General features: G+C 44.1%; 20 protein-coding genes. 11 read left to right on the top strand and 9 right to left on the bottom strand.

Annotation, left to right across the window (positions count from 1 at the left end):
- Window positions 1–235 precede the first annotated feature (235 nt).
- Both BAZ21_RS21985 and BAZ21_RS21990 read left to right on the top strand, forming a co-directional pair.
- Window positions 236–577, top strand: a complete 342-nt coding sequence (locus tag BAZ21_RS21985) for a phage tail protein (RefSeq protein WP_068505055.1) — start codon at window positions 236–238, stop codon at window positions 575–577.
- Between the two features lie 45 nt (window positions 578–622).
- The gene (locus BAZ21_RS21990) at window positions 623–4,510 is read left to right on the top strand and encodes an immunoglobulin-like domain-containing protein (RefSeq protein WP_068505056.1); all 3,888 of its coding nucleotides are present in this window, start codon (window positions 623–625) and stop codon (window positions 4,508–4,510) included.
- 94 nt (window positions 4,511–4,604) lie between these two features.
- Here BAZ21_RS21990 and nirD read toward each other — a convergent pair whose 3' ends face one another.
- Together nirD and nirB are read right to left on the bottom strand one after the other, a co-directional pair.
- A complete protein-coding gene (nirD, locus tag BAZ21_RS21995) occupies window positions 4,605–4,925 on the bottom strand; it encodes a nitrite reductase small subunit NirD (RefSeq protein ID WP_068505057.1) in 321 nt (106 codons plus the stop codon).
- 49 nt (window positions 4,926–4,974) lie between these two features.
- Window positions 4,975–7,395, bottom strand: a complete 2,421-nt coding sequence (gene nirB / locus BAZ21_RS22000) for a nitrite reductase large subunit NirB (protein WP_068505058.1) — start codon at window positions 7,393–7,395, stop codon at window positions 4,975–4,977.
- 321 nt (window positions 7,396–7,716) lie between these two features.
- Here nirB and BAZ21_RS22005 point away from each other — a divergent pair, with 321 nt between their 5' ends.
- Both BAZ21_RS22005 and BAZ21_RS22010 read left to right on the top strand, forming a co-directional pair.
- On the top strand, window positions 7,717–8,727 hold the full coding sequence (locus BAZ21_RS22005) for a Gfo/Idh/MocA family oxidoreductase (protein WP_068505059.1): 1,011 nt from the start codon (window positions 7,717–7,719) through the stop codon (window positions 8,725–8,727).
- A 20-nt stretch (window positions 8,728–8,747) separates the two neighbouring features.
- On the top strand, window positions 8,748–9,731 hold the full coding sequence (locus tag BAZ21_RS22010; protein WP_068505060.1) for a Gfo/Idh/MocA family protein: 984 nt from the start codon (window positions 8,748–8,750) through the stop codon (window positions 9,729–9,731).
- A gap of 8 nt (window positions 9,732–9,739) precedes the next feature.
- Here BAZ21_RS22010 and BAZ21_RS22015 read toward each other — a convergent pair whose 3' ends face one another.
- The 7 genes from BAZ21_RS22015 to BAZ21_RS22045 all read right to left on the bottom strand — a co-directional run bounded on the left by BAZ21_RS22015 (window position 9,740) and on the right by BAZ21_RS22045 (window position 16,901).
- The gene (locus BAZ21_RS22015) at window positions 9,740–10,525 is read right to left on the bottom strand and encodes a MurR/RpiR family transcriptional regulator (protein ID WP_068505089.1); all 786 of its coding nucleotides are present in this window, start codon (window positions 10,523–10,525) and stop codon (window positions 9,740–9,742) included.
- Window positions 10,526–10,690: 165 nt separating this feature from the next.
- Window positions 10,691–11,362, bottom strand: a complete 672-nt coding sequence (locus tag BAZ21_RS22020; RefSeq protein WP_068505061.1) for a DUF4867 family protein — start codon at window positions 11,360–11,362, stop codon at window positions 10,691–10,693.
- Window positions 11,359–13,218 (bottom strand): beta-glucoside-specific PTS transporter subunit IIABC, encoded by a 1,860-nt coding sequence (locus BAZ21_RS22025; protein ID WP_068505062.1) that lies wholly within the window; start codon window positions 13,216–13,218, stop codon window positions 11,359–11,361. The genes BAZ21_RS22020 and BAZ21_RS22025 overlap by 4 nt, the downstream gene beginning before the upstream one ends.
- Before the next feature lie 140 nt (window positions 13,219–13,358).
- On the bottom strand, window positions 13,359–14,318 hold the full coding sequence (locus tag BAZ21_RS22030; protein WP_084011823.1) for a DUF7916 family protein: 960 nt from the start codon (window positions 14,316–14,318) through the stop codon (window positions 13,359–13,361).
- Between the two features lie 45 nt (window positions 14,319–14,363).
- Window positions 14,364–14,813: a ribose 5-phosphate isomerase B gene (gene rpiB, locus BAZ21_RS22035; protein ID WP_068505064.1), complete on the bottom strand. Its 450-nt coding sequence runs from the start codon at window positions 14,811–14,813 to the stop codon at window positions 14,364–14,366.
- Between the two features lie 4 nt (window positions 14,814–14,817).
- Window positions 14,818–15,489, bottom strand: coding sequence for a ribulose-phosphate 3-epimerase (gene rpe, locus BAZ21_RS22040; protein WP_068505065.1), 672 nt, complete (start codon window positions 15,487–15,489; stop codon window positions 14,818–14,820).
- A gap of 416 nt (window positions 15,490–15,905) precedes the next feature.
- On the bottom strand, window positions 15,906–16,901 hold the full coding sequence (locus BAZ21_RS22045) for a LacI family DNA-binding transcriptional regulator (protein WP_256022318.1): 996 nt from the start codon (window positions 16,899–16,901) through the stop codon (window positions 15,906–15,908).
- Window positions 16,902–17,150: 249 nt separating this feature from the next.
- Here BAZ21_RS22045 and BAZ21_RS22050 point away from each other — a divergent pair, with 249 nt between their 5' ends.
- The 7 genes from BAZ21_RS22050 (at window position 17,151) to BAZ21_RS22080 (ending at window position 26,518) form a co-directional block, all read left to right on the top strand.
- Complete coding sequence (locus BAZ21_RS22050) at window positions 17,151–18,830, top strand: spore germination protein (protein WP_068505067.1); 1,680 nt, start codon at window positions 17,151–17,153, stop codon at window positions 18,828–18,830.
- A gap of 24 nt (window positions 18,831–18,854) precedes the next feature.
- The gene (locus BAZ21_RS22055) at window positions 18,855–19,958 is read left to right on the top strand and encodes a GerAB/ArcD/ProY family transporter (protein WP_068505090.1); all 1,104 of its coding nucleotides are present in this window, start codon (window positions 18,855–18,857) and stop codon (window positions 19,956–19,958) included.
- Window positions 19,951–21,147 carry a Ger(x)C family spore germination protein gene (locus BAZ21_RS22060; RefSeq protein WP_068505068.1) on the top strand — a complete coding sequence of 399 codons (1,197 nt, stop codon included), beginning with the start codon at window positions 19,951–19,953 and terminating at the stop codon, window positions 21,145–21,147. Before BAZ21_RS22055 ends, BAZ21_RS22060 begins: the two co-directional genes overlap by 8 nt.
- Window positions 21,148–21,239: 92 nt before the next feature.
- Window positions 21,240–23,165, top strand: a complete 1,926-nt coding sequence (locus BAZ21_RS22065; RefSeq protein WP_068505069.1) for a BglG family transcription antiterminator — start codon at window positions 21,240–21,242, stop codon at window positions 23,163–23,165.
- 207 nt (window positions 23,166–23,372) lie between these two features.
- Window positions 23,373–23,741: a PTS lactose/cellobiose transporter subunit IIA gene (locus BAZ21_RS22070; protein ID WP_068505070.1), complete on the top strand. Its 369-nt coding sequence runs from the start codon at window positions 23,373–23,375 to the stop codon at window positions 23,739–23,741.
- 13 nt (window positions 23,742–23,754) lie between these two features.
- Complete coding sequence (locus tag BAZ21_RS22075; protein ID WP_068505071.1) at window positions 23,755–25,050, top strand: PTS sugar transporter subunit IIC; 1,296 nt, start codon at window positions 23,755–23,757, stop codon at window positions 25,048–25,050.
- Between the two features lie 31 nt (window positions 25,051–25,081).
- Complete coding sequence (locus BAZ21_RS22080; RefSeq protein ID WP_068505072.1) at window positions 25,082–26,518, top strand: glycoside hydrolase family 1 protein; 1,437 nt, start codon at window positions 25,082–25,084, stop codon at window positions 26,516–26,518.
- The last annotated feature ends 11 nt before the right edge of the window (window positions 26,519–26,529 follow it).

Here is a 26,529-nt window from a genome sequence, read left to right on the forward strand (position 1 = left end):
TGGCTTAATCTGGCTCACGCGTACATAAAGGATTTAACAAGTGATACTTCCGTCTATACATGCCCATTTCATGGGATATTTTTTTGATGAGTAAAAGAAAAAAAAGGAAAATTTGATGGGTAGATTGCAGTGTCAAAAGCGGAAAACCATGATAATATCTATTCATTCTATGACTAATGTCGCAAATTACTTGTGTTTATTTGTCCATTATTCGAATTTAAAAGGAGTTGTAGGTATGAAGAATCATTTTTTAAAAAAAGCTGCTGTGTTGAGCTTGTTAGCGGTGATTTTGTTAGGAGGAACGGCGATTAGTCCCAAACAGGCACACGCAAGTTATGAGCCTTATATTGGGGAAATTACGATGTATCCCTATATGTTCGCTCCTAGGGGCTGGGTAAAATGCGAAGGCCAGATCCTGCCTATTGCACAAAATACAGCGTTATTTTCGCTGCTGGGTACTAATTTCGGCGGGAATGGAACAACTACATTTGCATTGCCTGATTTGCGCGGAGCCTCTCCGATGCCGAATGTAGACTACTATATTGCAACCGAAGGTGTGTTTCCATCCCGGTCATAATGATGTGTTGAACAGTGTGCTATTTAATGAAGAAGAGGTGATGGCGTGCTCGAAGGCAATAACTTCACACGCAACAAATTGAAACCCTATCGCTTGCTGATTCCATTACTGCCCTTTCTCGGCGGAGCGGCTTTGCTTATAGGGACGAATGAAGCCAATGCGGCAGGTTCGGAAAATGTGGTGCTTAACAAGCCAGCCATATCAAGCGGCTACAGTCAGCCCTATGACCCGGCCAAGGCAGTCGACGGTTCTTATGAACCGACAAGCCGCTGGTATCAAGCCAGTAACGGTGAAAAATGGATTCAGGTAGATCTGAGAGACTGGTATATCGTAGATCGTTATGGTGTAGCAGGCATGGGGATCATCAGTGGATGGCAGGATCAACGTGACCCTTATGGCTTTCGATTGCAAACAAGCAGTGACGGAAGCAATTGGGTTACTGTCGATACCGTTCAGAATAATACGAATCCTAATTTTGAAAAGAGCATCACTCCTGTAACCGCACGATTCTTGCGATTATATATTGATCAAGGAAATGCGAGAAACAATCTGTGGACTTCTATCATGGAATTCGCAGCTTATGGGGAGCGATTACCCGTTCCGCAGGCTCCAGGTCATTTTACAGGAACCAAAAATGGAAATACAGTGGAGTTAAGCTGGGACGCTGTTCCTTACGCCACGTCATACAAGGTCATCAGAAATGGCATCACATTGTATGCAGGACCATTAACCCGATTCACAGATTCCACGGCATTACCGCCAGGTACGGCTGTTTACAGCCTGCAGGCTGTGAATGCTCGGGGAGAAAGTACTCCCTCAGAGGTCACAGTGAACATCCCTACGGATGCCGATGATGTTGCACAGGCCAAAGACGCACTTGCTCCAGGCTTTGCTTCGGGTGACTCAGCCACAGCAGTATCACAGCCGCTGGTATTGCCACTGTCCGGGCTGAACGGTACGACGGTGAGTTGGAACTCAGATGCACCGGATGTCATTACTAATACAGGGACAGTAACGCGTCCGAGCTACGATGCGGGAGATAAGACGGTAAAGCTGACAGCGACGATTACAAAGGGAACCGCTTCAGATACCCGAACCTTCGAGGTTACGGTACTTAAGGTTTCTGCTCAAGATACACTGGATCAGGCAGCAGACACCCTCTCGCTTGGCGATTTGTCCGCGGTAAAAGAAAATATATCTCTCCCTTTATCTGGAGATGGTGGTGTGCTAATTCAATGGTCATCAGCTAACGCGCTTGTTATTTCAGCATATGGAACACTCACCAGACCCTCCTATAGTCATGGAGATACAGATGTTACCCTGACAGCTACCCTACAGCTCGCTGGCTTAACGAAAATAAAGAATTTTACTGCACACGTACTCCGTCTGCCGATAAGCGACACCGAAGCCGTGGACTCAGCATACAGAGCACTTGAACTGCCGATGACTCCAGTAACCGGAGACGTATATTTGCCAAAAGATGCTCTGAATGGCGTTCAGGTGTCGTGGACTTCAAATCAGCCTGAATTCCTGGATCATACTGGACATGTAACATTCCCGAGCTATGTACAGGGTGATCAGACCATTACACTGGAAGCGCTTCTGGCAAGAGGCGGGGTTGAGCTTCGAAAAACATTCAGCCTGCTCGTGCCTGCACTGCCCGTAAGCGCTGATGAAGCAGTGAATTTGGCGGCAAATACACTGAAACTGGATTACCCGCAAGGGATTAAAGATTCCATCGCTTTGCCTCGTACAGGAGCATTCGATACCCAGATCGACTGGTCCTCGGATCAACCGGATGTCCTCAGCAGCAGCGGTCAGGTAAATCGGCCCAAATATATAGACGGTGATGTGAGTGTACAGTTAAAGGCAATCATTTCTAAAGGTACAGCTTCTGCACAAAGAACATTCGCCATCACGGTGCTGAAGGCACTGCCGAATACACCTTATGTACGATTGAACGGCAACAATCCGATTATCCTGGAAACTGGCGACAGCTTCACCGATCCGGGAGCCAGCGTACTGGACAGCGTATACGGCAATGTCCTGATCCCTGAGCTGTCAGGCAGCGGTGATGTCAATACAAATGTACCCGGCATATATGTATTGAACTATGCTTATAGCGACAATGGAGGCTGGACGGCAGAGCCGGCCGAACGCCGTGTAAACGTACTGCCCCGCGCGGTTGCAGCCGCAGCAGGCACAGGGAGTATCGCCTCGGTGATCGTTACAGGTGCCTTGCCGTGGGCTCATCTGGAGCTGTACAATGCCCAGCAGGAACTTATAGCGGAAGGGATCGCTTCCGGAGAAGGGAAGTATATATTTACACCCATCCCTGAGGGAGCCAGCTACTATGTGCTACAGAGTGTAGATGGCATGAAGAGCGCTCCCTCAGGGCTAGTATATGCCCAAGGATTAACCGCCCAACGTGTCGCGGATTCCATCACAAGCATACCAGCCCCTACAACAAGTGATACATTGCTCAGGTTGCCTGTTGTACCTGACGGTTTCCGTCTGACCATCAGCAGCAGTAGCCAGCCTGACATCGTGCGGACCGATGGAACGATTGTGCAGGCAGCAACTCCATCCGTTGTAGCTGTAATATTGGATGTCACAAAGGTAAGTGATGGTTCTCATGCTTTGACACAAGCAATAGAAGTCATGATCCCTGCCAAGATTAGTGTGGACACGGGTAAGTCTAACAAAGATAAAGAGGAAGATCAGGCTCTACAGGCAGGATTGTCCGGACAGGGGAAAGAGGTCTCCCTCTTTGTTCCAACAGCGGCATATGTGAATGAGCAGATACAACAAGCACTTCGAGAAGGCAAGGAGTACGCAGACATTCATTTGGAGCAGGAAAAACAGATTAGTCGTGTTATCCTTTCTCATGCTTTACTGAATAAATGGGATAAGGTTGGAGCTGCCGTGATATCCCGATATGGAACACTGATGATATCCAGCGACGCCTTAACCCGTATGGCTTCAGGCCAGGAAGACGTTAATTTGTCCTTCCAGCATGCAGATGCACAACGTGTACAGCAGATGCGCGATTGGGCGGAGCAACAATCCAGCCTGAAGCTGATAGGTCCGGTTGTAGACATCAAAGCCAACGTGACAGGAACCTCGTCCGTCATTCTACCGCTGGATAACGAATCCTTAAGTAAAGTGCAGAATGCGGAGCCCCAATTCTCCATTCTTGTTATTCATGAAAATGGCGAGCGTGAGATTTTAAAAGGCACTACTATGATGGATTCAAAAGGAATGTTGTCAGGTGTGAGTTTGAATGCGACAGGGTCAAATACCTTTGCCGTTGCTGTCACCACCGACGCAAAGCCTCAAACCGATCAGACAAACGTGCAAAATGGCCCCATAAATTCATCGGATTCGCAAGAGCTCGCTCAGGTATGGCCGGATGTACAAGGACATTGGGCAGCGAAGTCTCTGCAATCTCTTGCAGCCAAAGGCTGGATACAAGGTTATAAAGACGGCAATATGCGCCCTGAGCGCGCGGTAAGCCGTGCAGAATTTGTGTCCGTACTGATCAGAGCTTTGGGGACTACTGAAGACGAGAGTATATCTACCAACTTTACAGATATGGAAGGACACTGGGCTGTAGCAGCCGTGGATGCCGCTCATCGTCAGGGATGGATTCAAGGGCTGACCGTTCAGACGTTCGGTCCTGATGAGAGCCTTACCCGTGAACAGGCGATGGTGATCCTGTCACATGCAGTAGCGGATAAAGTATCTGCTCCAAGCGAGGCTGCACCGCAGTCCTATAAGGATGAACAGCAGATTGCCCCCTGGGCTTCCACTGCATTCGAAAATGCTATAGGCTCCGGTTGGATCAGCGGATATCCTGATGGGACGCTCAGACCGAAGGCAGCCATCAGCAGAGGTGAGCTGGCTGAAATACTGATACGTATTTTCAAATAAGACTGTTGAAGACCCTTAAATTAGATGGAGTACAAACAAATACAGCGCGGCCCCTAACATTTTCGGGGGCCGCGCTTTTTTGTGATTATCTGTATTAAAGGGATATTTTCACTTCTTCTCCGTCTTCCCGAATCGCAAATGTCTTGACTTGTCCGGTATCTGGGTCTTGAACAATGCCCGTTTCCAAATCGATCTTCCAATCACGCAGCGGGTCATAAATGTAATGACCTGATACGATGGCTTCGGTAAGCGGCCCTCCCTTAGGATGCGGGCAGGAATTTTCAACAGCGTAAAGCTTGTTCTCCGAAGTACGAAAAATTGCGATTTCCTTACCTTCCAACCGGATAGTCCGTCCAATTCTGGCCGGAAAATCCTTACTATGACCGACGATAAGCCACTCAGCATGTTTGATCATTCGCTTGATTGCTCCCTTCTCCAAGCATTCTCTAAATAAATTCACATAATTACAGTGTAACGACCTCAAATAAGTTCTTACGCGAATCCTCACTATGGATGATCTTTTTCCATGGGTCTTCAACCTGTTGCAATGCAAACTCAATTCGTTCTATTAAAGCTTTGCGATTATCTATATCGTGAACGACAGCCTTCCGAATCTCTTCAAGGCCAGTACGTTCCACCCATTCCGAGGTACGTTCCAGATATTGACCTGTTTCACGATAGAACTGCATCACGCCTGCTACAATATCAATCAGTTCATCGTCAGTCTTCACTTTGCAAAGCGAGTCAGCCAGCCGAGCTTTTATACCGCCGTTGCCACCGATAAAAATCTCCCAGCCTCCATCATTACCCACAATTCCGATATCCTTCGTACATGATTCCGCGCAGTTGCGTGGACATCCATTAACCGCTAATTTGAATTTTGCCGGAAAATCCAGTCTCTCGAATTTCCGTTCCAGCACTTCTCCCATTCCCATCGAGTCCTGTGTGCCAAAACGGCAAAATTGCGATCCAACACAGGTTTTAACTGTACGAAGAGATTTCGCGTAGGCATATCCTGACGGCATGTCGAGTTCTTCCCACACCTTAGGCAAATCCTCTTTACGGACACCAATCAAGTCCAGCCGCTGTCCCCCTGTTACTTTAACAACCTTAACATTGTATTTAAGGGAAACATCAGCTATTTTTTTCAGATCCTCTGGAGTCGTAACACCGCCATACATTCTTGGCACAACTGTAAATGTCCCATCCTTTTGAATGTTGGCATGCAGCCGTTCGTTCACAAAACGGGAATCTTCTTCATTTTCATGCGTTTCCGGGTTAATCATTCCCAAATAATAATTCAGCGCCGGGCGGCATTTGGAGCAGCCTTCATCATTCTGCCAACCTAGTACATTCATCACTTCACGTGTCGTTGTAAGTCCTTTGGTTTTGATTGCTGCAACAATTTCATCCCGGCTCAAGGTTGTGCAGCCACATATTCCTTGCTTGGCAGCCGTCTTGAAGCTATCTCCAAGAACATACTGGAGAATTTGTTCAACGACCGGCTTGCACCCTCCACAGGACCGTGTTGCCCCGGTACATGCCTTAATTTCGTCGACTGTGGTCAGTCCATTTTCATTGATCGCATCAACAATCGCTTTTTTAGTCACACCGTTACAGCCGCAGACAATTTCATCATCAGCCATTGTTTCAGCGGATTGGGCTTTAGCTCCGTCTTTACTACATCCGGTTCCCATGAGCTGTCCATATATCTCATCCGTCATCAACGTTTGCTGCCGCACATATTTCTGCAGGCTGACAGATTCAGTCACATCTCCGAACAGTACAGCTCCTACAATCTGGTTGTCACGAAGCAGCACCTTTTTGTATGTGCGCTTCCACTCATCCTTGGCTACAATCACCGTATGTTCAGGCTGGGTCATGAAATCGCCAGCCGAGAAAACATCCACCCCTGAAATTTTGAGCTTGGTGGAAACCACTGATCCCATATAGCCTTCGGTGTCTGCACCTGCAAAATGCTTGGCAATGACACTTCCCTGTTCAAACAGCGGAGCAACCAGGCCGTAACAAATCCCACGGTGTTCAGCACACTCCCCTACAGCATATACATCCGGCATGGAGGTTCTCATCAAGTCATCGACTACAATTCCACGTTTCGTTTCTATACCACTTTGCACAGCCACCTGAGTATTGGGCTTGATCCCAACGGCCATAACGACCAAATCCGCTTCCAGTTCGCTTCCATCCGAGAAACGCAGGCCCTGTACCCGATCCTGACCGTACACCTCTGCAGTCTGCATTTGCATGGCAAATTTGATTCCCTGGCGTTCTAGCTCTGCTTTCAGCATCGCGGAGGCTTCCCGGTCCAGCTGACGCTCCATCAAATCCTCCATCAAATGAACGACCGTTACGTCCATACCGAGATTGACCAGGCCTTTAGCTGCTTCCAGTCCCAACAGCCCTCCACCAATGACGGCTGCCTTTTTATAGGTTTTCGCCGCCTCAAGCATTGCCGTGCAATCGGCGATATCTCGAAAACCGATGACGCCCGGTAATTCTTTTCCCGGAATAGGCAAAATAAACGATTGGGAGCCCGTGGCTATCAAAGCTAGATCGTAATCAATTTCCAGTCCGTCCTCAGTATGAATCTTCTTTCTTTCTCCGTCGATGCTCCGTACCATTTTCCCAGTATATAAAGTAATACCTTGATCCTCGTACCATTGCAAATCGTTCAGTATGATATCTTCAATGGTCTTGCTACCCTCCAAAACATAAGAGAGCATAATCCTGTTATAGTTCGGATGTGGCTCACTTCCAAGGACCGTAATTTCATATTTATCCGTTAATTTTAAAATCTGTTCGACCGTATTGATACCAGCCATCCCATTACCTATAACAACAAGCTTCTGTTTACTGTTTATCATATACCGGTTCCTCCATTCATTCGACGACATTTCCTACCGACGACTTCTCCTACGTTCCTAATAAATATTGTCTATATCTCTATTTTAAAGCAACAGGTCGGACTATATGTGATTTCAGTCACAAAGTAGCCTGAATTATAAACATCAAGGGATTCCCCTACTCCGATTCAAGGGATAATGGTAAGAGTCTGAAATTGAATTTCATAAATATTAAATGCATAGCCTATTTACGCAAACATTTGCCAATATCCGTCTACACCGTTCTCCACGCTGGTTCTCAGTGCTAAGATAGCTCTAAAACAAGAACAGGAGTGACTCTTTATGATGGCTGCCGCAATGATTGGATTTGGAAACAGTGTAGTTAATTATCACTTGCCCTATCTGGAGAGACAACGGCATATCAAGGTCAAAACAATTTATCGCAGGGAAGAAGACCGGATAGGGGATACGGAGAGAGAAGGCTATTATCCTGCCATAGACTTTACAACAAATCTTCAAGAAATTTGGGAGGATGATGAAATTGAACTAGTCGTTATTTGCACCCATGTAGACAGCCATTATGATTATGCCAAGCTTGCGCTTGAACATAACAAGCATGTGCTTGTCGAGAAGCCTTTCGCTTCAAGTCTTGAGGAGGCGCAAGAAATATTCAATCTGGCAAAAGCTAAAAATCTTATCGCTATGGCTAATCAGAACAGAAGATACGACGGTGATTTCCTTACATTAAAAAAGGTGATTGAGAGTGGAAAGCTGGGGAATATTATTGAAATTCAGTCCCACTATGATTATTTTCACCCGCAAGCCATACAAAAAGGATTTGGGTTATTGCACGGTTTAGCCGTTCATACCATTGACCAGCTTATCTCCTTGTACGGCAAAGCAGATCAAGTCCACTATGATGTCAGAAGCATTTATTATCCTGGGGAATCCGATGATTATATTGATATTGACTTCCACTACGGGATACTTAAAGCCACGGTGAAGTGCAGCTTTAGCGTTAAAATCAACCACCCCAAATTTATAGTTCATGGCGATCAAGGCAGCTTTGTTAAGTACAGCAGCGGACACCAAAAGAAAAATGAGCAAGGCCCTACCCATGTATCCTTTGAACCGGAGACCGAAGACAATTGGGGTGTACTTTCTTACGTGGACGAAGAGGGTGTAGAACATACGGAACGCGTGCCTTCAGAAGTGACTGATTACGGCATTTTATATGAAGAGTTGTATCAAGCGATTAAATGTAACAAAGAAAAACCTATTCAAGATGAAGAAGTGCTGTATGTTCTTAATGTTCTGAACCTTGGCGTAGCAGCTGCAAAAAATACAAAATAAAAACAAAGAGGTGTATTCATATGAAGATTGCAACGATAGGCACAGGCTCAATTGTCGATGCCTTCTTGTCGGCAGTAGATCAGATTGAGGACGTTACCTGTGTTGCCATGTATTCCCGTAAAGAAGAAACGGCCAAGCCTTTGGCCGAAAAATACAATATTGCTTCCATTTATACAGACCTTGAAGCTTTATTCGCTGATCCAAAAGTTGATTTTGTGTATGTCGCCTCCCCCAATAGCTTACATTTCGATCATGCTTATCGCGCACTTCAGCACGGCAAGCATGTGATCTGTGAGAAACCTTTTACTTCAACACTGCAAGAGGCCGAATCTCTGATTGCACTTGCACAGCAAAATCAATTGATGTTATTTGAAGCCATTACGACGATCCATCTGCCCAATTATCAATTGGTTAAAGATCAATTGTCCAGGCTGGGAACCATCAAATTCATCCAATGCAATTACAGCCAATATTCCAGAAAGTACAACCAGTTGCTGAGCGGTGAGACGCCCAATGTGTTCAATCCTCAATTTTCAGGTGGCGCACTGACAGACATTAATATTTATAACCTGCATTTTGTGATGAATATATTCGGCTCGCCTCAATCCGTAAGCTATACAGCCAACAAGCATGCTAACGGAATCGATACTTCAGGAATTCTGGTACTAAAATATCCCGGATTTATTGCCGAATGCGTAGGGTGCAAAGACACAAACAGCATGAATTTTGTACTGATTCAAGGAGAGAAAGGCTACCTGCACGTAGTCAATGGAGCTAACGGTTGCCGCCAGATTCTACTGCACACCGGGGAGACAGAGCAAGAGTTGAACCTCCAGACTAACCGCAACACTCTCTATTATGAGCTTGAGGCTTTCAATACCCTGTATAAAAATAATGATTTTAAGCGTTGCTACGAACTGCTTGATTATAGCCGTTCCGTGATCCAAACCGTGGTAGAGGCGCGTAAGGACGCCAACATTGTATTTGGGGCAGATCTTTCGTAGCCTATCGCCTACCCCTCTTCAGGAATCGTGCTCATATACAACACATCAAAAATGTATAGCACCGATACCATCGTGGCTAGCTTGGATAGGCGCATTCGCTCATCGTAACCGTAGGTGAGAATCGTTTCATCACAGAGCTTCGTTAGCGCAGAATTGTTGTTGCTGGTAACAGCCACCATTCTCATTTGCTTGTTCCTCAATGCTTTGGCTACTTCTACCATGGCACGGTTGTGTCCTGTATGAGAGATGACAAAGGACAGAGGCGACATATTGAGATTGATACTGTTCAAGTAATGAAAATTGGCACTGTTATGCGCGACGGCGTTGATACCCAGTTCGTTCCATTTGGCACTGGCCTGCTGAGCGAGATAATAATTATTATCACTTCCGTAAATATCAATTCTTTCTGAGCTTTTTAACCACCGCACGATCTTGATCAGGCTATCTTCTTTCAACATTTGGCGTGTTTTGCTCAGTGATTGTTCATACAGATATGGTAAAGCTTCAATTGCGGCTGGCAGATTACCTTGTTCAATCGCCAATTCTCCCTCCGGCTCGTCTTTCTGAGGATTCGGCTTGTATTCAAGTGCCCATTGCAATTGAAAGTCTGGATAACCTTTGGTGCCGAGCTTTTTGCATAAACGAACAATGGTAGAAGAGCTGGTAAAGGTCATTCTGGCCAGCTCATGAGCCGTCGCTTTGAATACAATTTCGGGATGATCCAGAATGTACTCAATAATATGTCTTTCTTGCGTAGTCAGGTTTTGCGCATATTTTAATTTCTGAATGAGCATAATCATCTGATTCCTTTCTGCAAAACAACCTAGTTGCTACGGTCTTCCCCATTATAAATTTTATAGATTATTTCCCAAAAAAGAAACCGTCCTCTGGAAGAATGGAAATACCATTCAACATACTCCAGAAGCGGTTTCTTTGTTTTATGAATTATCGCGTTAGACTCAAACGGGTAAAATATTCAGCAGCTTGCCGTGTAGTCCGGGGTGGACCCCGGCTGCAATTTTTTCCGTCTGCGTACTATGAACCATAAGAAATTTATTTTTCTTTGTAAGCAATGGGTTTCCCCGGCTACCTTCTCCCGTTTCAAGCGGCCTATTCGTCCCTGCTGGAAGGATCACGATCGTCAAATATCCTTCACTGTCAACTTTACATGGAGCATAATGAAGTGTCGTTGAATATAGCTCAACCACCGTGTTTTTAGGCTGAAAAAACACCTGAACATTTGCACTGTCATAGGAATTGTCCTCAATGTCCTGTACTCTGCCGACAAAATGAACACAGTCCGTAGCAGCAATCACCACCTCACTGCCCTGATGATATTCCAGCCCCGTCAGACCCATATTCTGACCTGCGCAAAAGCCAGCCTGAATTGGAAGTTGGCCATACACCTCATCTTGAATCTGGTGAATTATACCGAAGGCTTCGATTTTTGCCACCGAAGGCACGTAACGATTTCCCTGGTCGGGTATGCTAATCGTTTCCCTTGCACACTTGGTGAGCTCTGCGGTATTAAAATGAGTCAGTAGCCTCCCATACGAACGAAACGCTTCGCTCATTACCTCATGAATGACCAGAGGTGCATTGACTTGATTTAGTCTTTCAATAGTCTTCATAGCTTGACCTCCAGCAATGAATCTCCCGTGTGTACCCGATTGTTCCCCAGCACCTTAACATCAGAGTATTCGGCTGTATTCGTTACAATAACCGGAGTAGTCATGTCATAGCCCAGCGCTTTAATTTCCTCAATATTGAACTCGACCAGCAGTTGACCTTTGGTAACCCGGTCACCTTCTGCGATATGCGTTTTAAAATGCTGGCCCTTTAATTTAACAGTGTCCATGCCGATGTGAACAAGGATCTCCGTCCCCCCATCCGATACAATACCAATCGCATGTCCTGTGCGGAAGGCATTAGCTATAGTTCCATTGAACGGTGAGAGCAATTTGCCATCCTCAGGTACGATAGCAATGCCTTTACCCATAGCTCCAGTAGAGAACACTTCATCAGATATCTCGGATAACGGTTTGACAACACCCGTCAACGGACTGGAAATGTTTTCGTTCGTCAGCGCAGGAGCTAGGGTTTCAACTTCTTTCTTCTCTTCATGGACGGCAATCATTTCTTTTTCCATGGAATCATGAAATCCAAAGAAATACGTGGTAATGGCTGTGAATATATAGGCTACCGTAATGGCAATGACGAACCCCGCAAAACCCGTGCCGAAGAAAATCGGCAGAGATGCCAAGCCCGGTATACCTGGAGCAATGGCCACGGAACCTGAAGCACCCGTAATTGCCCCGGCGATAGCCCCCCCGATAATAGCCCATACAAACGGTTTTTTATAACGGATACTAATCCCGTAGATAATCGGCTCTGTGATACCAAACAAACCAGTTATCGCCGCAGGACCTGCAATCGCTTTGACTTTTGGATTTTTAGTTTTAAGGAATACACCCAATGCCGCACCTGCTTGTGCAAAGTTGGAGGGTGCCATTAATGGTTTCATGGTATCATAACCGTATACCGCAATGTTATTGTACATAATAGGAATAAACGCCCAGTGCAGCCCCATAACTACCAGCAGCTGCCACCCAGCACCCAAAATGACTCCTGCTACAATCGGACTCAAATTATATAAGAAAGTGTAACCCTTAGCCATTCCCAAGCTCGCATATATTCCAATCGGTCCAACCGCAATCAGAGTCAAGGGAACAATGACCATAAGACAAATAAGTGGTGTTATAAAATTTCTCACGCTTTCATGAATTACTCTGTTCAGAAATTTCTCCAAAATTGATAGCAACCAAACCGCGATAATCACCGGAATAACCGAGGAAGTATAACTCATAAGAACAACAGGAATATTGAAGAACGTAATATCCGCTTTATCGTTATATAAAGTAATGATATTCGGATATACCAGAGCCCCTGCGACTGCAAGCGAGACAAAAGTATTAGCACCAAATTTTCTCGAAGAGGTTACAGCGATGGCCAAAGGCAGGAAATAAAAGATACTGTCGGCGGCAGCGTACCAGATCGAATAGACGCCACTTGTTTTGGTGAGCCATCCCAGCGAGACGAGCATTAATAAAAGCCCTTTCAAAATCCCGGAAGCCGCCAGTGCCCCCAAAAATGGTGTGAAGATGCCTGAAATAATGTCCACCGCTTTATTAAACCAATTGCCTTCAGGAGCAGGAGATGAAGCTTGCTTGACGCTATCATCAATGCTGCTAATCTTGGTAATATCTTTATACACATCGCCTACGGTATTGCCGATTACCACTTGATATTGTCCACCGCTTTCGACCACCGTAATGACTCCGGCAATGTTTTGTGTTTTGCTTTTATCGGCCAGCGCTCTGTTTTTTAATTTAAATCGCAACCGGGTAGCGCAATGCGCCAAGCTGGAGACGTTCTCTTCTCCCCCGACGGATGCCAATATCTCTTTTGCCAGCTGTTCGTTTGACATGCTGCTCGCTCCTTTAATCTCTTTTGGCATATTTCTACGAAAGTAAACGTTTACATGAAGATAAAAATTTAAAGACTCTACATTCACTCGATGGTGAGTACAGAAAGAATATAGAGTCTTTAAATTAAACCTGTAAATCGTTACCGGCTTCTGCCTACCATTCTTTTAATCGTATGTCTGCGTCCTTTAATGGATAGTGCAAGCTGGTAAACGTTCTCAGGAAGAGGTGTTCCGGCATAACCACCGTCTCCAATGGCATGAATATCCGCACCCGTCTGCTTCATCATAAGTGCGATTAAGGCAATCGTTTGAACATCTGCCCCTTCAACCGAGCTGTTCAGGAAAGAAAGAGCCAGAGTTCCGGGTTTGTACGAATGGACAAACTCTACACACTGTCTGACATGCTCTACTGTAATTCCGTGTCTGGAGCCAGGCGCAGGCAGGGTAATAACGTCTGCACCGGAATCAATCAAATCCTTGATAATATCATTGGAAGGTCGTTCGCTCAGTGGATCACCCAGCACTTTTTCAATGGTGCCGTCTTCCCATTTTCCGGCGCAGATCAGAATTTGATCTCCCAGCGTTTCCTTGGCCAGCTTGGTAGCCTCAATAATTCGCTCAAAGGTTGTTCCCGCGGAAGGATTTCCTCCCAATACGATAAAATCGGCACCGATCTCCAAAGCACGCAGGAAGTTCTCTCTGGAAGCTACTCTTCCTTCTTTGGCCTCCACGTATTGTTCTCCCGCAACCTGAGCATCAGGGCTTGGACATTCAAAATAAATGCCGAGCGGAACTCCAGCCCATTCTTTGACTTGCTTGAGACTATACGGCTTCTCGGCCAGCTTGCCGTGCTTCATTTCACGCAATCCGATATTGGATTCTTCCTTGATCATATCAAAGCCATTCAGCATAACCATATCTGCGCCGTAGGCAGCCTGGATTTCCGCATTGGTGACACCATCCACCAAACCGGTGTTTATCATTACAAGATGTTGTCCCATAATAACGCGACCTTCAGAAGCCAGGATAGACTCTTTTAGATCTGCTGCGCTAAATTTCAAAATATCTGTTTTCGTGCTCGCGATTAATCTTTTTACCAACGTAATCTCCTCCATATCATGTATGTTTGTATAAGTGGTTGTTTATCAGCATAAATGCTGTTCCTCGATGTCAGATATCATCTTGATGCGGTCACCATGGCGGCCTCCTTCAAACTCGGCCTCAAGCCATGCTTTCACAATCATTTTCGCCAATTCACTTCCGACGACACGTGCACCGAATGCAAGAACATTCGTATTGTTGTGCTGCTTGGACAACTGTGCCGAATAAGGCTCGCTGCATACCACAGCCCGAATTCCCTTGACTTTGTTGGCCGAGATCGATATTCCTACGCCTGTGCCACAAATCAGAATTCCTGCGTCAGCCTGTTTTCCGACTACAGCCTCGGCAACAAGTTTTCCATACGTCGGATAGTCAGTTCTTTCCGAACTTTGCGGCCCGTAGTCAATAACCTCGTGACCCAGTTCTTTAACATAAGCCGAGATTATCGCTTTAAGCTCTATAGCCACATGATCGCTCCCGATGGCAATTTTCATGGCTCTATTCCTCCCCCATTCGAATATTTTTTAATCGATTAATGATGGCCTTGTAAGGTTCATCCTTACCGAACAAAGTGGATGTTCCCAAAACAAATCCTTCAACACCGCAGTTTGCCAATTCATTGATTTTCTCTTCGGAGATTGCACCGTCTACTACAATTGTATAATTTAAGCCTTTTTCAAGTTTGTAAGCGTGCAGCGCCTTAATCTTGTCGTTCACGAAGGGTAAATATTTTTGGCCCGCAAAACCGGGATTTACGGTCATGACCAACACATAATCAATCAGGCCAAGCAATGGTTCAACCGCAGTCACCGCTGTTCCCGGATTAAGAGCAATCCCAGCCTTTACCCCTTTGTCGATAATTCGGTCAATTGTGCGTGTCGGGTGCATATCAGCCTCTGGATGAAAATAGATGATGTCTGCCCCCTTGTCGGCAAACAAATCAATATAGGCGGAAGGGTTGTCGATCATCAGATGTACGTCCACTGTTTTCTGAGTTTGTTTGCGGATGTATTCCAAATCCTGCAGCCCCATTCCGAAATTAGGAACAAATCGGCCATCCATAATATCAATATGGAAAATATCCACATTCGCTTCTTCCAGTGCGTTTACTTCATGTTCTAATGATTTGAAATTAGCGCACATCATGGAAGGACATAATAGCATACTCATTAATTATCACCCTTCTTAAGAAATGGAGTAAACGATTACTCAAACGGCATAATAAGTTGTACATTTTTCTAAAATTTATCAGATTGTTTCTTATGCCTTTTGATTATGAATAAAATCAGATGGGATAACGTTTACTCATTAAAGACAAGAATAACACTTCATAGCTTAACTCCATACTTGTTACTTCCTTACCCATCATATTGATTTTGGTGTTCGTTTGAGTAAACGATTACATTTAACATAATTAAAGTTATCATTTTCTGATATTGTTGTCAATCCATTTTTTTGTTGGATGTTGCACGGGAAAGTATACAGCCTGATTAGATTACACCGTCTCACTCTATGAGAGGTAGTACAATACCTATGCTTACCTCTCCCGTAGCTAATCCAAGAAGATCTCATAAACCAACATGAAACTAGGTGGTACTACGTTGTATCAACCGTACTGGGACAGAATAATGCTGCTCTTGTTCGATCTTGTCTCCGCTCAGCATACGAAGCAGCATATTGCAAGCTTTATCTGCAAGTGTTTCTTTATCTTGTTCAATTGTAGTCAACGGTGGATTGCAGTATTGGGAAATTGTATCATTATCAAAACCTACGATTTTGACTTCACCGGGAACCTGTACTCCGTATTTCTGTAACGCCAGCAATCCGCCCAAAGCTAACCAGTCATTCGTAGCAAAAATGCCGTCAAACCGGAGTTTTTTTTCCAAGACGCGTTCAATAGCGGCCTGTGCAGTTTCCAGATTAGACCCATCATTACGAACTGCAACCAAGCGGTCCTCGGATGGATACAGTCCATGCTTTTGCATAGCATCTTTATACCCGTACAGACGTTCATTAACAGAGGATAGATTGTTTTGCTTGGTCAACAGTAAAATTTCCTTGCAGCCTTTGTTAATTAACTCCTCTGTCGCCAGAAATCCACCCTCGTAATGATTGGACTCAATAAAAGCTACATTCGTATTAATCTTCGGCCGACGGTCAATACATACAATCGGAATGGGCCGTTTAAGCAATTCAGCAGAAAGCTCCTCCTGCCCCGAAATACAGATCAGACCATCTACCATTTTTCCATCCAGAGTTTTCAAATATTCTCTTTCCTTCTCCGCATCTTTAGCGGTATTACAAATAATGGTGGAGTATCCTTGTTTAAAAAAGAAACTTTCCACTTTTTGTACAATAACTGAAAAAAATTCATTATTAATATCCGGCACCAAAACGCCAATCGTCTGCGATTTACTCATCCGCAGGCTTTTGGCGATGCTATTGGTCTCATATTGATATTTTTGGATGACTTCATTAACCTTCTGTCGTGTTTCCTCAGAGAAGCGACCATTCTCGTTAATCACACGGGAAACTGTTGCTACAGATACCCCACTCAATCTGGCAATATCCTTTATTGACACGTGATTTTTTTTCATATTATTTCCCTCAAATAATCATATTGAGTAATCGTTTTCTTGTTTGGAGATTAACATAGTCTTAATATTGATGTCAACTTACGTTTAAGCTTAGAACGAGGTTTCCGCAAAAATATGAGGAGATGACAAGTCATCGGTCCGTTTGATGAGTAAATAATTCCTTTACAAGGAATACTTTATGGACAACCTGTTACTCTACGGGGAAATGAATTGAATCGTTTGGGGGGCATCATCATGTGGTCCAAAATAGTACCTTATATTCCAAGCTGGACTACATTATTTCAGGCCGGCCTCGCATTGATTTTTCCATTAGGGATTTATTATATAAACACTTCAATTTATTCACTTGTGGGCAGTAAGGGCGCGATTTCCAAGCATCCTCCTGACCGTTCATCTGCCAATAAAGATCACAAAGCTCACGCTGATCAACAGCAGGAACCAAGCTCCAAAATTACAGGGGATTATGATGCCGACTTGAAATCGATCCAAGCAGCTATAGGCGAGAATAGTGATGTGCATTTTCGTGAGTTTATGGTGAAAAAATTCCATGCACGGTCCGTGCTAATCTTCATAGACGGTATGCAGGATGAGGAACTTATGAACAAGCAGGTATTGCAGGTCTTGATGTTTGAGAGCCAACAAGGCCAACAGGAACAGCAGGAACGTATAAGTAAATCTTTTATAAAAGAAAGCTTGATGCCACTTACGCAAATTAGTGAAGTTGCAGATATGGAGAATCTGCACGAGTTAATCCTCTTAGGTCATACCGTGTTAATCATTGAAGGAATGAAAGAAGCACTCCTGGTCGGGTCCCCTAATGGCTCTGTTCGATCCGTGAATGAACCGACCTCTGAAGCATTACTTCGTGGTCCTAGAATTGGCTTTACGGAAGTATTAAGTGAAAACACTTCGATGCTTCGACGTCAAGGCTTAAATAAAAGTTTGGAAATAAAGAAATTCCAGGTCGGAAGCAGAATCAAAAAAGATCTGGTTATCGCGTACATCAAGGATATTGTGAATCCGGATCTTCTTGAAGAAGTGAACCACAGAATTTCAAAAATAGACATGGATTTTTTGGCTGAATCCGGTTATGTGGAACAGCTTATTGAAGACAATTATTTAAGTCCTTTTCAGCAGGTTCACAACACAGAGCGACCCGACCGTGTCATTAATGCATTGCTGGAAGGAAGAATAGCCATTCTGCTGGACGGGACTCCCTTTGCACTTATTGTCCCGGTGACCTTCAGTATGCTGCTTCAATCTCCCGAAGACTATTATGAGCGCTGGATTCCGGGGTCACTTTTACGTTTGCTGCGATTTTTCGGAGCTTTCATAGCACTGCTGGGTCCTGCTTTGTATATCTCTTTTATATCGTTTCATCCCGGTTTGATTCCGACCAAGCTGGTCATTAGTATCATTCAGACCCGTCAAGGCGTCCCTTTTCCATCCGTCATAGAAGTCATGATTCTGGAAGTCTCAATCGAAATCCTGCGGGAAGCTGGCATACGATTACCCAAACCTATTGGTCCTGCGATGGGCATTGTCGGAGGCTTGGTCATTGGCGACGCCGCTGTAAATGCGGGCATTGTCAGCCCATTCCTGGTCATTGTGGTTTCAGTTACTGCTATTTCTTCGTTTTCGATCCCGTCATACAGTGCGGGCATCAGCTTGCGCCTTTTGCGTTTCGTCGGAATGCTGTTTGCAGCAATGCTGGGCATGTTCGGTACCATTTTGTTCTTCCTGTTAATTTGTATCCATATGACGAAATTGAAAAGCTTTGGCGTACCGTATGTGACTCCCTTCTCCCCCATACGTGCAAGCGATTGGAAGGATGTGTACATCCGGGCTCCTCTATCTAAGATGAAACGAAGACCTATTATGATGAAAACTCAGCAAAGCAAGCGCAAATCATAGTACCCAGAGGATGGAGGAATTATGGTGTTTACACGCTCTGATGATAAGATCACATCCAAGCAGGCGGCAGTATTCCTGACCAATACGGTGCTCGGGGCAGGGATTTTAACCTTGCCCAGAGGTGTAACCGAAACGCTAAAGACTCCTGATGCATGGCTTTCTGTCCTGATCGGCGGATGTATTGTTATATTAGTGGTCTTGGTGATGGTCAAATTAAGTCAACAGTTTCCTGAAAACACCGTGTATCAATACTCCAGGAGAATCGTAGGGACTATTCCAGGAGGATTTTTAAGTATGTTATTAATTATATACTTTCTCATCATCGCTGGCTTTGAGATTCGTGTATTAGCGGAAGTGACGTTGTTTTATCTGCTCGAAGGGACACCAATCTGGGCGATTGTCATTCCATTCATCTGGGTGGGATGTTATCTGGTTTTTGGAGGCATTAATCCCATCGCGCGGCTATACCAGATTGTACTTCCGATCAGTCTTTTCTTTCTGCTTCTCTGTTTTGTCCTTAGCCTGAGAATCTTTCAAATTGACCATCTTCGCCCCGTATTGAGCAACGGGATTCTTCCTGTAATCAAGGGGCTAAAATCGACTGTCCTTATTTTCACTGGATGTGAAGTAATCATGACACTGGTCGCTTTCTTACAGCATCCCGAAAAAGCTGTCAAAGCCATGATAGTAGGGATCAGTATCCCTTGGATACTGTACTTCTTGACCGTAGTTATAGTGGTCGGCGGGTTATCTGTGGACTCTACTGTGACAAGCACTTGGCCCACCATTAATTTAATACGCAGCTTTGAACTTCCTGGCTTTCTTTTTGAACGTATGGAGTTTCCGCTGCTGGTGATCTGGACGATGCAAATGTTTTGTAACTTCTGCAGTTTTTTCTTCAATGCCTCCTTAGGTATCTCACAGGTGTTTGGTCTTAAATACCGTTATGCTGTATTTTGCTTAATCCCGGTCATCTTTATCTCTACGATGACTCCTATACGTATGACTGAGGTGTTTAGTCTGGGCGATGCGATCGGATACATGGGAATCATTTTATTTTTCCTGGTTCCGGTACTTCTTTCCATCGTTTTTATCATCAGAAAGAAGGGATTGAAGCACAATGTGTAGACGACATATTTTATCTTTGCTGCTTGCCTTCATTCTTTTGGTGACTCAAACCGGGTGCTGGAGCAGCAAAGAAGTGGAGGATTTAAGCATATATACAGGAGTGGCTCTGGATAAGGGTGAGCTCACTCCATTGGAACAAGCCCTGGAGAAGGAAGGCAGCCGATATTTCAAGAAAAATAAAATGACTGCCAGTGTGCAAATTGTTCCCAAAAAATCTTTCGGTAGCGCAGCTAAACAAGGCGGTGGTGGACAAGGGCCAAACTATATAAATATTGCCGCCACCGGCGATTCTTTGCTTGAAATATTCCGGCAATTTTCCCTTCGTTTGGACCGTCCGATCATTGGTCACCACCTAAAGGTCATGGTGGTTTCCACCGAACTGGCGAAACAGCAGACGATGCAGCAATTGATGGATTTTGTGCTGCGCGATAATGATATTCGCCCAAGCTGTGTGGTTTTCTTAAGTAAGGGTCGAGCAGCCGACACATTAGTTACAAAATACAAGGGTGAGGTCCCGTCCATTCATATTCTGTACATGCTTCGCAACCATTTTAGAACCGGCAAGGTGATGAGAGGCGTCAATTTGTCCGAATTGGATGGGTTGATGCATTCCAAGAAAAGCTATATCCTGCAAAACATTATTGATGCTGATGGAGAATTCGAATTTTCAGGCGCAGGCATTATTAAGGGAGATACCGGTCACTGGATCGGTAATTTAGATCAACAAGATGTGGATAGTATTGCATGGATTAAAGGTGATGTTGAGGGGGGAGCCATCAAAACGTATGATGAGCGGAATCAACCTATAACTTATGAGATCAAATCGGTAAAAAGCGATATAACGCCTAAGGTGGCCAATGGAAACGATATCTCGTTTCATGTCAAGATTGAATCCAAAGGACGTTTCATCGAAAACTGGGATGAGAAATTGGACCCAACTAAAACACAGAACATGAAAGAGGCTGAGAAAGTATTTAAAAAAGAATTGACTAAAAGGATTAAGTCTCTTATGTACAAGCTACAATCGGAATATAAAGTCGATGTTGCCGGTTTTGGCGAACGCTTATATATTGAAAAACCTCAAGCGTGGAAAAAAGTAAAGGATGATTGGGATTATAAATTCAGTCAAATCCCAGTAACCTTCGATATTAAGTTATCTATAACGGATTTAGGTTCATCTTCTGAATGAATATCATTTTCCAGTCATTGATTGGATGCTTAGCATAGTACTTTAGAATAATGTATACTTCTAATCATCACCGATACGAAAGGAGTCGCAGCTTGCGTATTTTCGATATTCTTCATATATTGGCTGCTCAGCAGATTATTAAGGGAGAACATCTGGCAAATGAGTTGAACGTATCGACACGAACCATCCGTACAGATCTAAAGGAATTAGATACATTTTTATCCGAGCATGGAGCAACCATCAAGTCGCTCAAAGGGACAGGTTACAAGCTGGAAATTTGGGATGAGCAGAGATTTTATAATCTGCTGAAGAAATTAAAAGAACAAGAGATCGTGCCCGAGCAGGCGGCAAGTTCTTCTGAAGCAAGAATTCATTATATCATCCGAAAGCTGCTGCTTACTAAAGCATATATTAAGCTCGATGATTTAGCTGAAACATTATATGTCAGCCGTTATACGTTACAAAGTGACCTCAAGGATATGCGCAAAATTCTTGCGGCTTATGGATTATCACTAGAGAATCGTCCGCATAACGGCATTAAAATTAAAGGTAGTGAAGCAAAACTTCGTTATTGCATATCCGATTGTTTATTCGGCAGACGAGATGAAATAAGCGATCGCAAGCTTTCTACGCTCCCTATTATTTCTGATGAAGACATGGATTTAATTAGAGAAGTCATTCTGGAACGCATTGAGCTCAATCAAATTCAACTATCGGACATTGCGCTGAACAATCTTATGATTCATATTGCAATTGCATGTAAGCGTATACGGGATGAAAGATACGTTTCGTATTACCCTTCAGAGATCCAAAAAATTGAAGCACAGAATGAATTTAATGTCGCATCTGAAATCGTACTCGATCTGGAGCAAAAAATGGGGCACTCTTTTCCGTCTGCTGAAATTGTCTATATTGCCATACATCTGCTAGGTGTAAGAACCATTGTCACTGCCCATATGGATGAAGAAGAGATTAAAGCCATCATTGATCAAGATATATACGAATTAACTATTGAAATACTCAATCAAATCGAAGAGCAGATAAAACTGGACATTCGTAGCGATAAAGAGTTGCTGGTTGGTTTGTGCCTTCATCTCAAGCCACTCATTAACCGTCATAAATACGGAATGAATTCACGGAATCCTATGCTGGATAAAATCAAAAGCAATTACCCGCTTGCCTTTGAAGCGGGCATCATTGCAGCCGAAATAGTCAAGCTGCGGCTCGGGATACAAATGGAGGAGAACGAAATTGGTCATTTGGCTATCCATATCGGGGGTGCTATGGAAAGAAAAAAAATAAAAGGCAAACCCAAAAGAACGATGATCGTATGTGCTTCTGGACTCGGCAGCGCAAAACTGCTGTATTATAAGCTTCAATCGACATTCGGTTCCAAGCTGGAAATTGTAGGAATAACCGAGCTGTATAAACTCAAACAGATGTCGCTGGATACACTGGATTTTGTCATCAGCACCATCCCGCTTTCGGAACCGCTTTCTGTCCCTCTGATTCATGTAAATACATTTTTGGACGGTTCCGATATCCATAAGCTTGAAAGCGCCCTCTCCGAGGCAAAACCTCCGGCTGTGCAATATGTTCGCAAAAAGATGGTTTTTCTTCAGCAAAAGTTTGACAACAAACTCAAAGTGCTTGAATTTTTATCTCAAAAAATACAAGCAGCCGATCTTGTGAATGGACCACTGCTACAGTCTGTTATAGAGAGGGAAGCGGTATCTCCGACTGCATTTGGAAATCTGGTCGCGATCCCGCATCCAATGGAACCATTGGCCCATTCAACCTTTTGGGCTATCTGTACATTACAAAAGGCAATTGATTGGGACGGTAAGCCCGTTCAGTTTGTTTGCATGCTCTGTATACAACGTCGTAAAACAGAAGATCTACAAAGCATGTACAATATTATGCTAGGTTTTCTCAATAATGAAAATCTCGTTCAACGGCTTATCCGCTGCAAAACATACACGGAATTTGTGCAGACGCTATACCATCATAATGAATAGAGGACTTTGCAAAAATCCTGAATATAAAAGCAAACAAGGACCTGAGCCTAATAGCGAAGGTCCTTTCTCTTTTGCTGCCAAAGGTGAAGTCCAAGGAGCATGGATAATTTCCGTTAAGAAGAGGAAAAAACATACGCCTTATTGAAAGCGGTTCCAGTTTATAATAAACCTACATCAGCACAACTAAATAAAAGGGGATTGAATAACGTGAATAGCGATGAGACTAAAAATTCGGATGTAAGCACGGAAAGCATAGACGACACGGAGTTTGTATTTCAAATCATTCTATATGCAGGAAATGCACGTAGTTCAGCAATGGAAGCGATCGAGCTGGCAAAGGCAGGAAAGTTTGAGGAAGCAAGAGAGGAATTAACTGTATCCAGTAACGAGTTGGTGGCCGCACACAAAATTCAAACCCAATTCATCCGTAAAGAAGCATCGGGCGAAAAAACAGAAATGTCAGTCATGATCGTACATGCACAGGATCATTTAATGAATGCTATTTCCATTCGAGATATGGCTTCAGAATTTGTGGACCTGTATGAACGTATTGCACATCTAGGCTCAAAATCATAAAGGGGGCTATCCCATGGCTATCAAAGAAAAATTGGTCAACGGCCTCACAGCTGTAGCCAATGCGATCAACAATTTTAAATATATCGTTGCCATCAAAACCGCCTTTATTACATTAATGCCTGTCATTATTGTAGGTGCCTTTGCTGTATTGATTTCCAATATGGTCATGGACCCGGTTAACGGACTCGCGCATTTTAAGCCCTTCTCGTTCCTCGCAGAGTACAAACCTATTTTTTCAGGTATAAACTATGCCAGCTTAAATATCCTTACGATACTAGCCATTTTCATGATTGGTTTGGAGCTAGGAAAAATCAATGGAGAGAAAAATCTCTTTCCAGGGTTACTCGCTGTCATTTGTTTTGTATCTGTGACACCAACAACGATTGAAATGATGGTTAACGGGGAGATGCAAAAAGTAACTGACGTTCTTGCCCGTCAGTTCACAGATACCAAAAGTTTGTTTTTAGGGATTTTTGTATCCATTCTATCCATTGAGCTGTATAGCAAGCTGGGCAAGTCCGACCGACTTAAAATCAAAATGCCTGAAAGCGTTCCCAGTAATGTGGCTGTCTCCTTCTCGGCACTTATTCCAACCATTATTACTGTAACGGTCTTCTCAACGTTTGGAATCTTGTTTCATAAATTCACAGGCCTCTATTTGTATGACGCTGTCTATAATGTCGTGCAAAAACCACTGGAGACCGTAGTACAAGGATTGCCTGGTATATTGGTGTTGATGCTGGTTGCACAAATTTTCTGGGTCATCGGCATTCACGGTAACCAGATGGTTAAACCTATTCGTGAACCGCTGCTGCTTGGAGCCATCACAGTCAACATGACTGCTTATGAGCAAGGGCTTCCGATTCCCAACATTATTACCATGCCTTTCTGGGATGTATACATGAGCATAGGTGGTTCAGGAATTACACTAGCCCTGCTGATTGCCATTTTGATCGCCTCGAAGCGTGAGGATATGAAGGAAATTACCAAGCTTTCATTTGGCCCAGGACTGTTTAATATTAATGAACCTGTCATTTTCGGACTTCCGATTATGTTGAATCCTCTAATGGCTATTCCGTTCATTGTTACCCCGCTGATCACAGGAACAATTGGTTACTTTTCGACACTACTGGGATTTGCAGGTAAAGCGGTTATCATGGTGCCATGGACGACTCCACCTATTATTAATGCCTACCTGTCTACAGGTGGAAGCATTGGAGCTGTCGTTACTCAGATCGTATGTATTGTGGTGGCGATTATTATTTATCTGCCGTTCGTCAAAATTGCCAACAAGCGTACTGCTGGATAATAAATATGTCAACAAAAAGGAGGAGCAATTCATGGCTAGTCATAAGGTTCACATTCCAACAAATTTCATTATGGGAGCTGCTGCTTCCGCCTGGCAAACAGAGGGCTGGAGCGGTAAGAAGGAAGGTCAAGACTCCTATCTGGACGTATGGTACAAAAATGATCGCTACGTCTGGCATAATGGATACGGGCCTGCCGGGGCCACCGATTTCTATAATCGCTATGCCGAAGATATTTCACTCATGAAGGAGATTGGCCTGACACACTATCGCACCTCCATTAATTGGTCCCGATTTTTGACAGATTACGAGAATGTTGTAGTGGATGAAACCTATGCCGATTATATCGGCCGTGTCATTGACGAGTTGATCTCCAGCGGCGTCGAGCCGATGATTTGCTTGGAGCACTACGAGTTGCCTGCTTATCTGCTGGATAAATACGATGGCTGGTCGTCCAAGCATGTCGTGGAGCTGTTTATAAAATACGCAGAAAAGGTATTTGAGCGGTACGGCGACCGGGTAAAGCACTGGTTTACGTTCAACGAGCCGATTGTCGTCCAGACTCGTGTGTATCTGGATGCCATACGCTATCCCTATGAACAGAATACCCGGAAATGGATGCAGTGGAATTATAACAAAGCACTGGCTACAGCCAAATGTGTGCAGCTCTTCACAGCAAAAGGCTATCATCAAAACGGGGCCAAAATAGGCGTTATTCTCAACCCTGAAGTCACCTATGCCCGGTCGAGTGCACCTCGCGATCAGTATGCCGCGCATGTGTATGATTTATTTTACAATCGAGTGTTTATGGACCCTCTTCTCAAAGGGGAGTATCCGCAAGAACTGTTCGACTTGATGGGTAAGCATGACATTACATTCGAATCGACTCCGGAAGAGCTGAATATCATAAAAGAAAATACTGTTGACTATGTGGGTATCAATCTCTATTATCCGCATCGGGTAAAAGCACCAAGTAGGGCATGGAATGAAAGCACCCCCTTTCACCCGGCATACTACTATGAACATTTTGATCTTCCAGGTAAGAAGATGAACAAGTCCCGCGGTTGGGAAATTAATCCTAAAATTATTTATGATATGGGGATGCGCATCAAGGACGAATATAACAATATCGAGTGGTTTGTTGCCGAAAATGGAATGGGTATCGAAAATGAAGCTGCCTTCAAGAATGAGGAACAAATCATCCAGGATGATTACCGCATTGATTTTATTTCTGAACATCTATACAATGCGTTAAAAGCTGTGGAGGCAGGTTCCAACTGCTTGGGTTATATGCTGTGGGCCTTTACCGATAATGTTTCTCCAATGAATGCATTTAAAAACCGCTATGGATTAGTAGAAATTAACCTGGAGGACGATAGAAGCAGGCATCTGAAAAAATCCGGCTACTGGTACCAGTCGACGATCAAGGAACGTTCATTTGTTGTGAATCTGGACGAAGAGTATAAGTGATCAATTGCGAG

This window comes from Paenibacillus kribbensis (genome assembly GCF_001705305.1).
In the GTDB taxonomy this organism is placed as follows: Bacteria; Bacillota; Bacilli; order Paenibacillales; family Paenibacillaceae; genus Paenibacillus; species Paenibacillus kribbensis_B.

Bases quoted from the DNA above. Each gene is read 5' to 3' on its own strand.
- nirB (WP_068505058.1), bottom strand. From the start codon at position 7,395: ATGATAAACAGTAAACAGAAGCTTGTTGTTATAGGTAATGGGATGGCT.
- BAZ21_RS22010 (WP_068505060.1), top strand. From the start codon at position 8,748: ATGAAGATTGCAACGATAGGCACAGGCTCAATTGTCGATGCCTTCTTG.
- BAZ21_RS22020 (WP_068505061.1), bottom strand. From the start codon at position 11,362: ATGAAGACTATTGAAAGACTAAATCAAGTCAATGCACCTCTGGTCATT.
- rpiB (WP_068505064.1), bottom strand. From the start codon at position 14,813: ATGAAAATTGCCATCGGGAGCGATCATGTGGCTATAGAGCTTAAAGCG.
- BAZ21_RS21985 (WP_068505055.1), top strand. From the start codon at position 236: ATGAAGAATCATTTTTTAAAAAAAGCTGCTGTGTTGAGCTTGTTAGCG.
- BAZ21_RS22075 (WP_068505071.1), top strand. From the start codon at position 23,755: ATGGCTATCAAAGAAAAATTGGTCAACGGCCTCACAGCTGTAGCCAAT.
- rpe (WP_068505065.1), bottom strand. From the start codon at position 15,489: ATGAGTATGCTATTATGTCCTTCCATGATGTGCGCTAATTTCAAATCA.
- BAZ21_RS22060 (WP_068505068.1), top strand. From the start codon at position 19,951: ATGTGTAGACGACATATTTTATCTTTGCTGCTTGCCTTCATTCTTTTG.
- BAZ21_RS22025 (WP_068505062.1), bottom strand. From the start codon at position 13,218: ATGTCAAACGAACAGCTGGCAAAAGAGATATTGGCATCCGTCGGGGGA.
- BAZ21_RS22050 (WP_068505067.1), top strand. From the start codon at position 17,151: ATGTGGTCCAAAATAGTACCTTATATTCCAAGCTGGACTACATTATTT.
- BAZ21_RS22080 (WP_068505072.1), top strand. From the start codon at position 25,082: ATGGCTAGTCATAAGGTTCACATTCCAACAAATTTCATTATGGGAGCT.
- nirD (WP_068505057.1), bottom strand. From the start codon at position 4,925: ATGATCAAACATGCTGAGTGGCTTATCGTCGGTCATAGTAAGGATTTT.
- BAZ21_RS22015 (WP_068505089.1), bottom strand. From the start codon at position 10,525: ATGCTCATTCAGAAATTAAAATATGCGCAAAACCTGACTACGCAAGAA.
- BAZ21_RS22005 (WP_068505059.1), top strand. From the start codon at position 7,717: ATGATGGCTGCCGCAATGATTGGATTTGGAAACAGTGTAGTTAATTAT.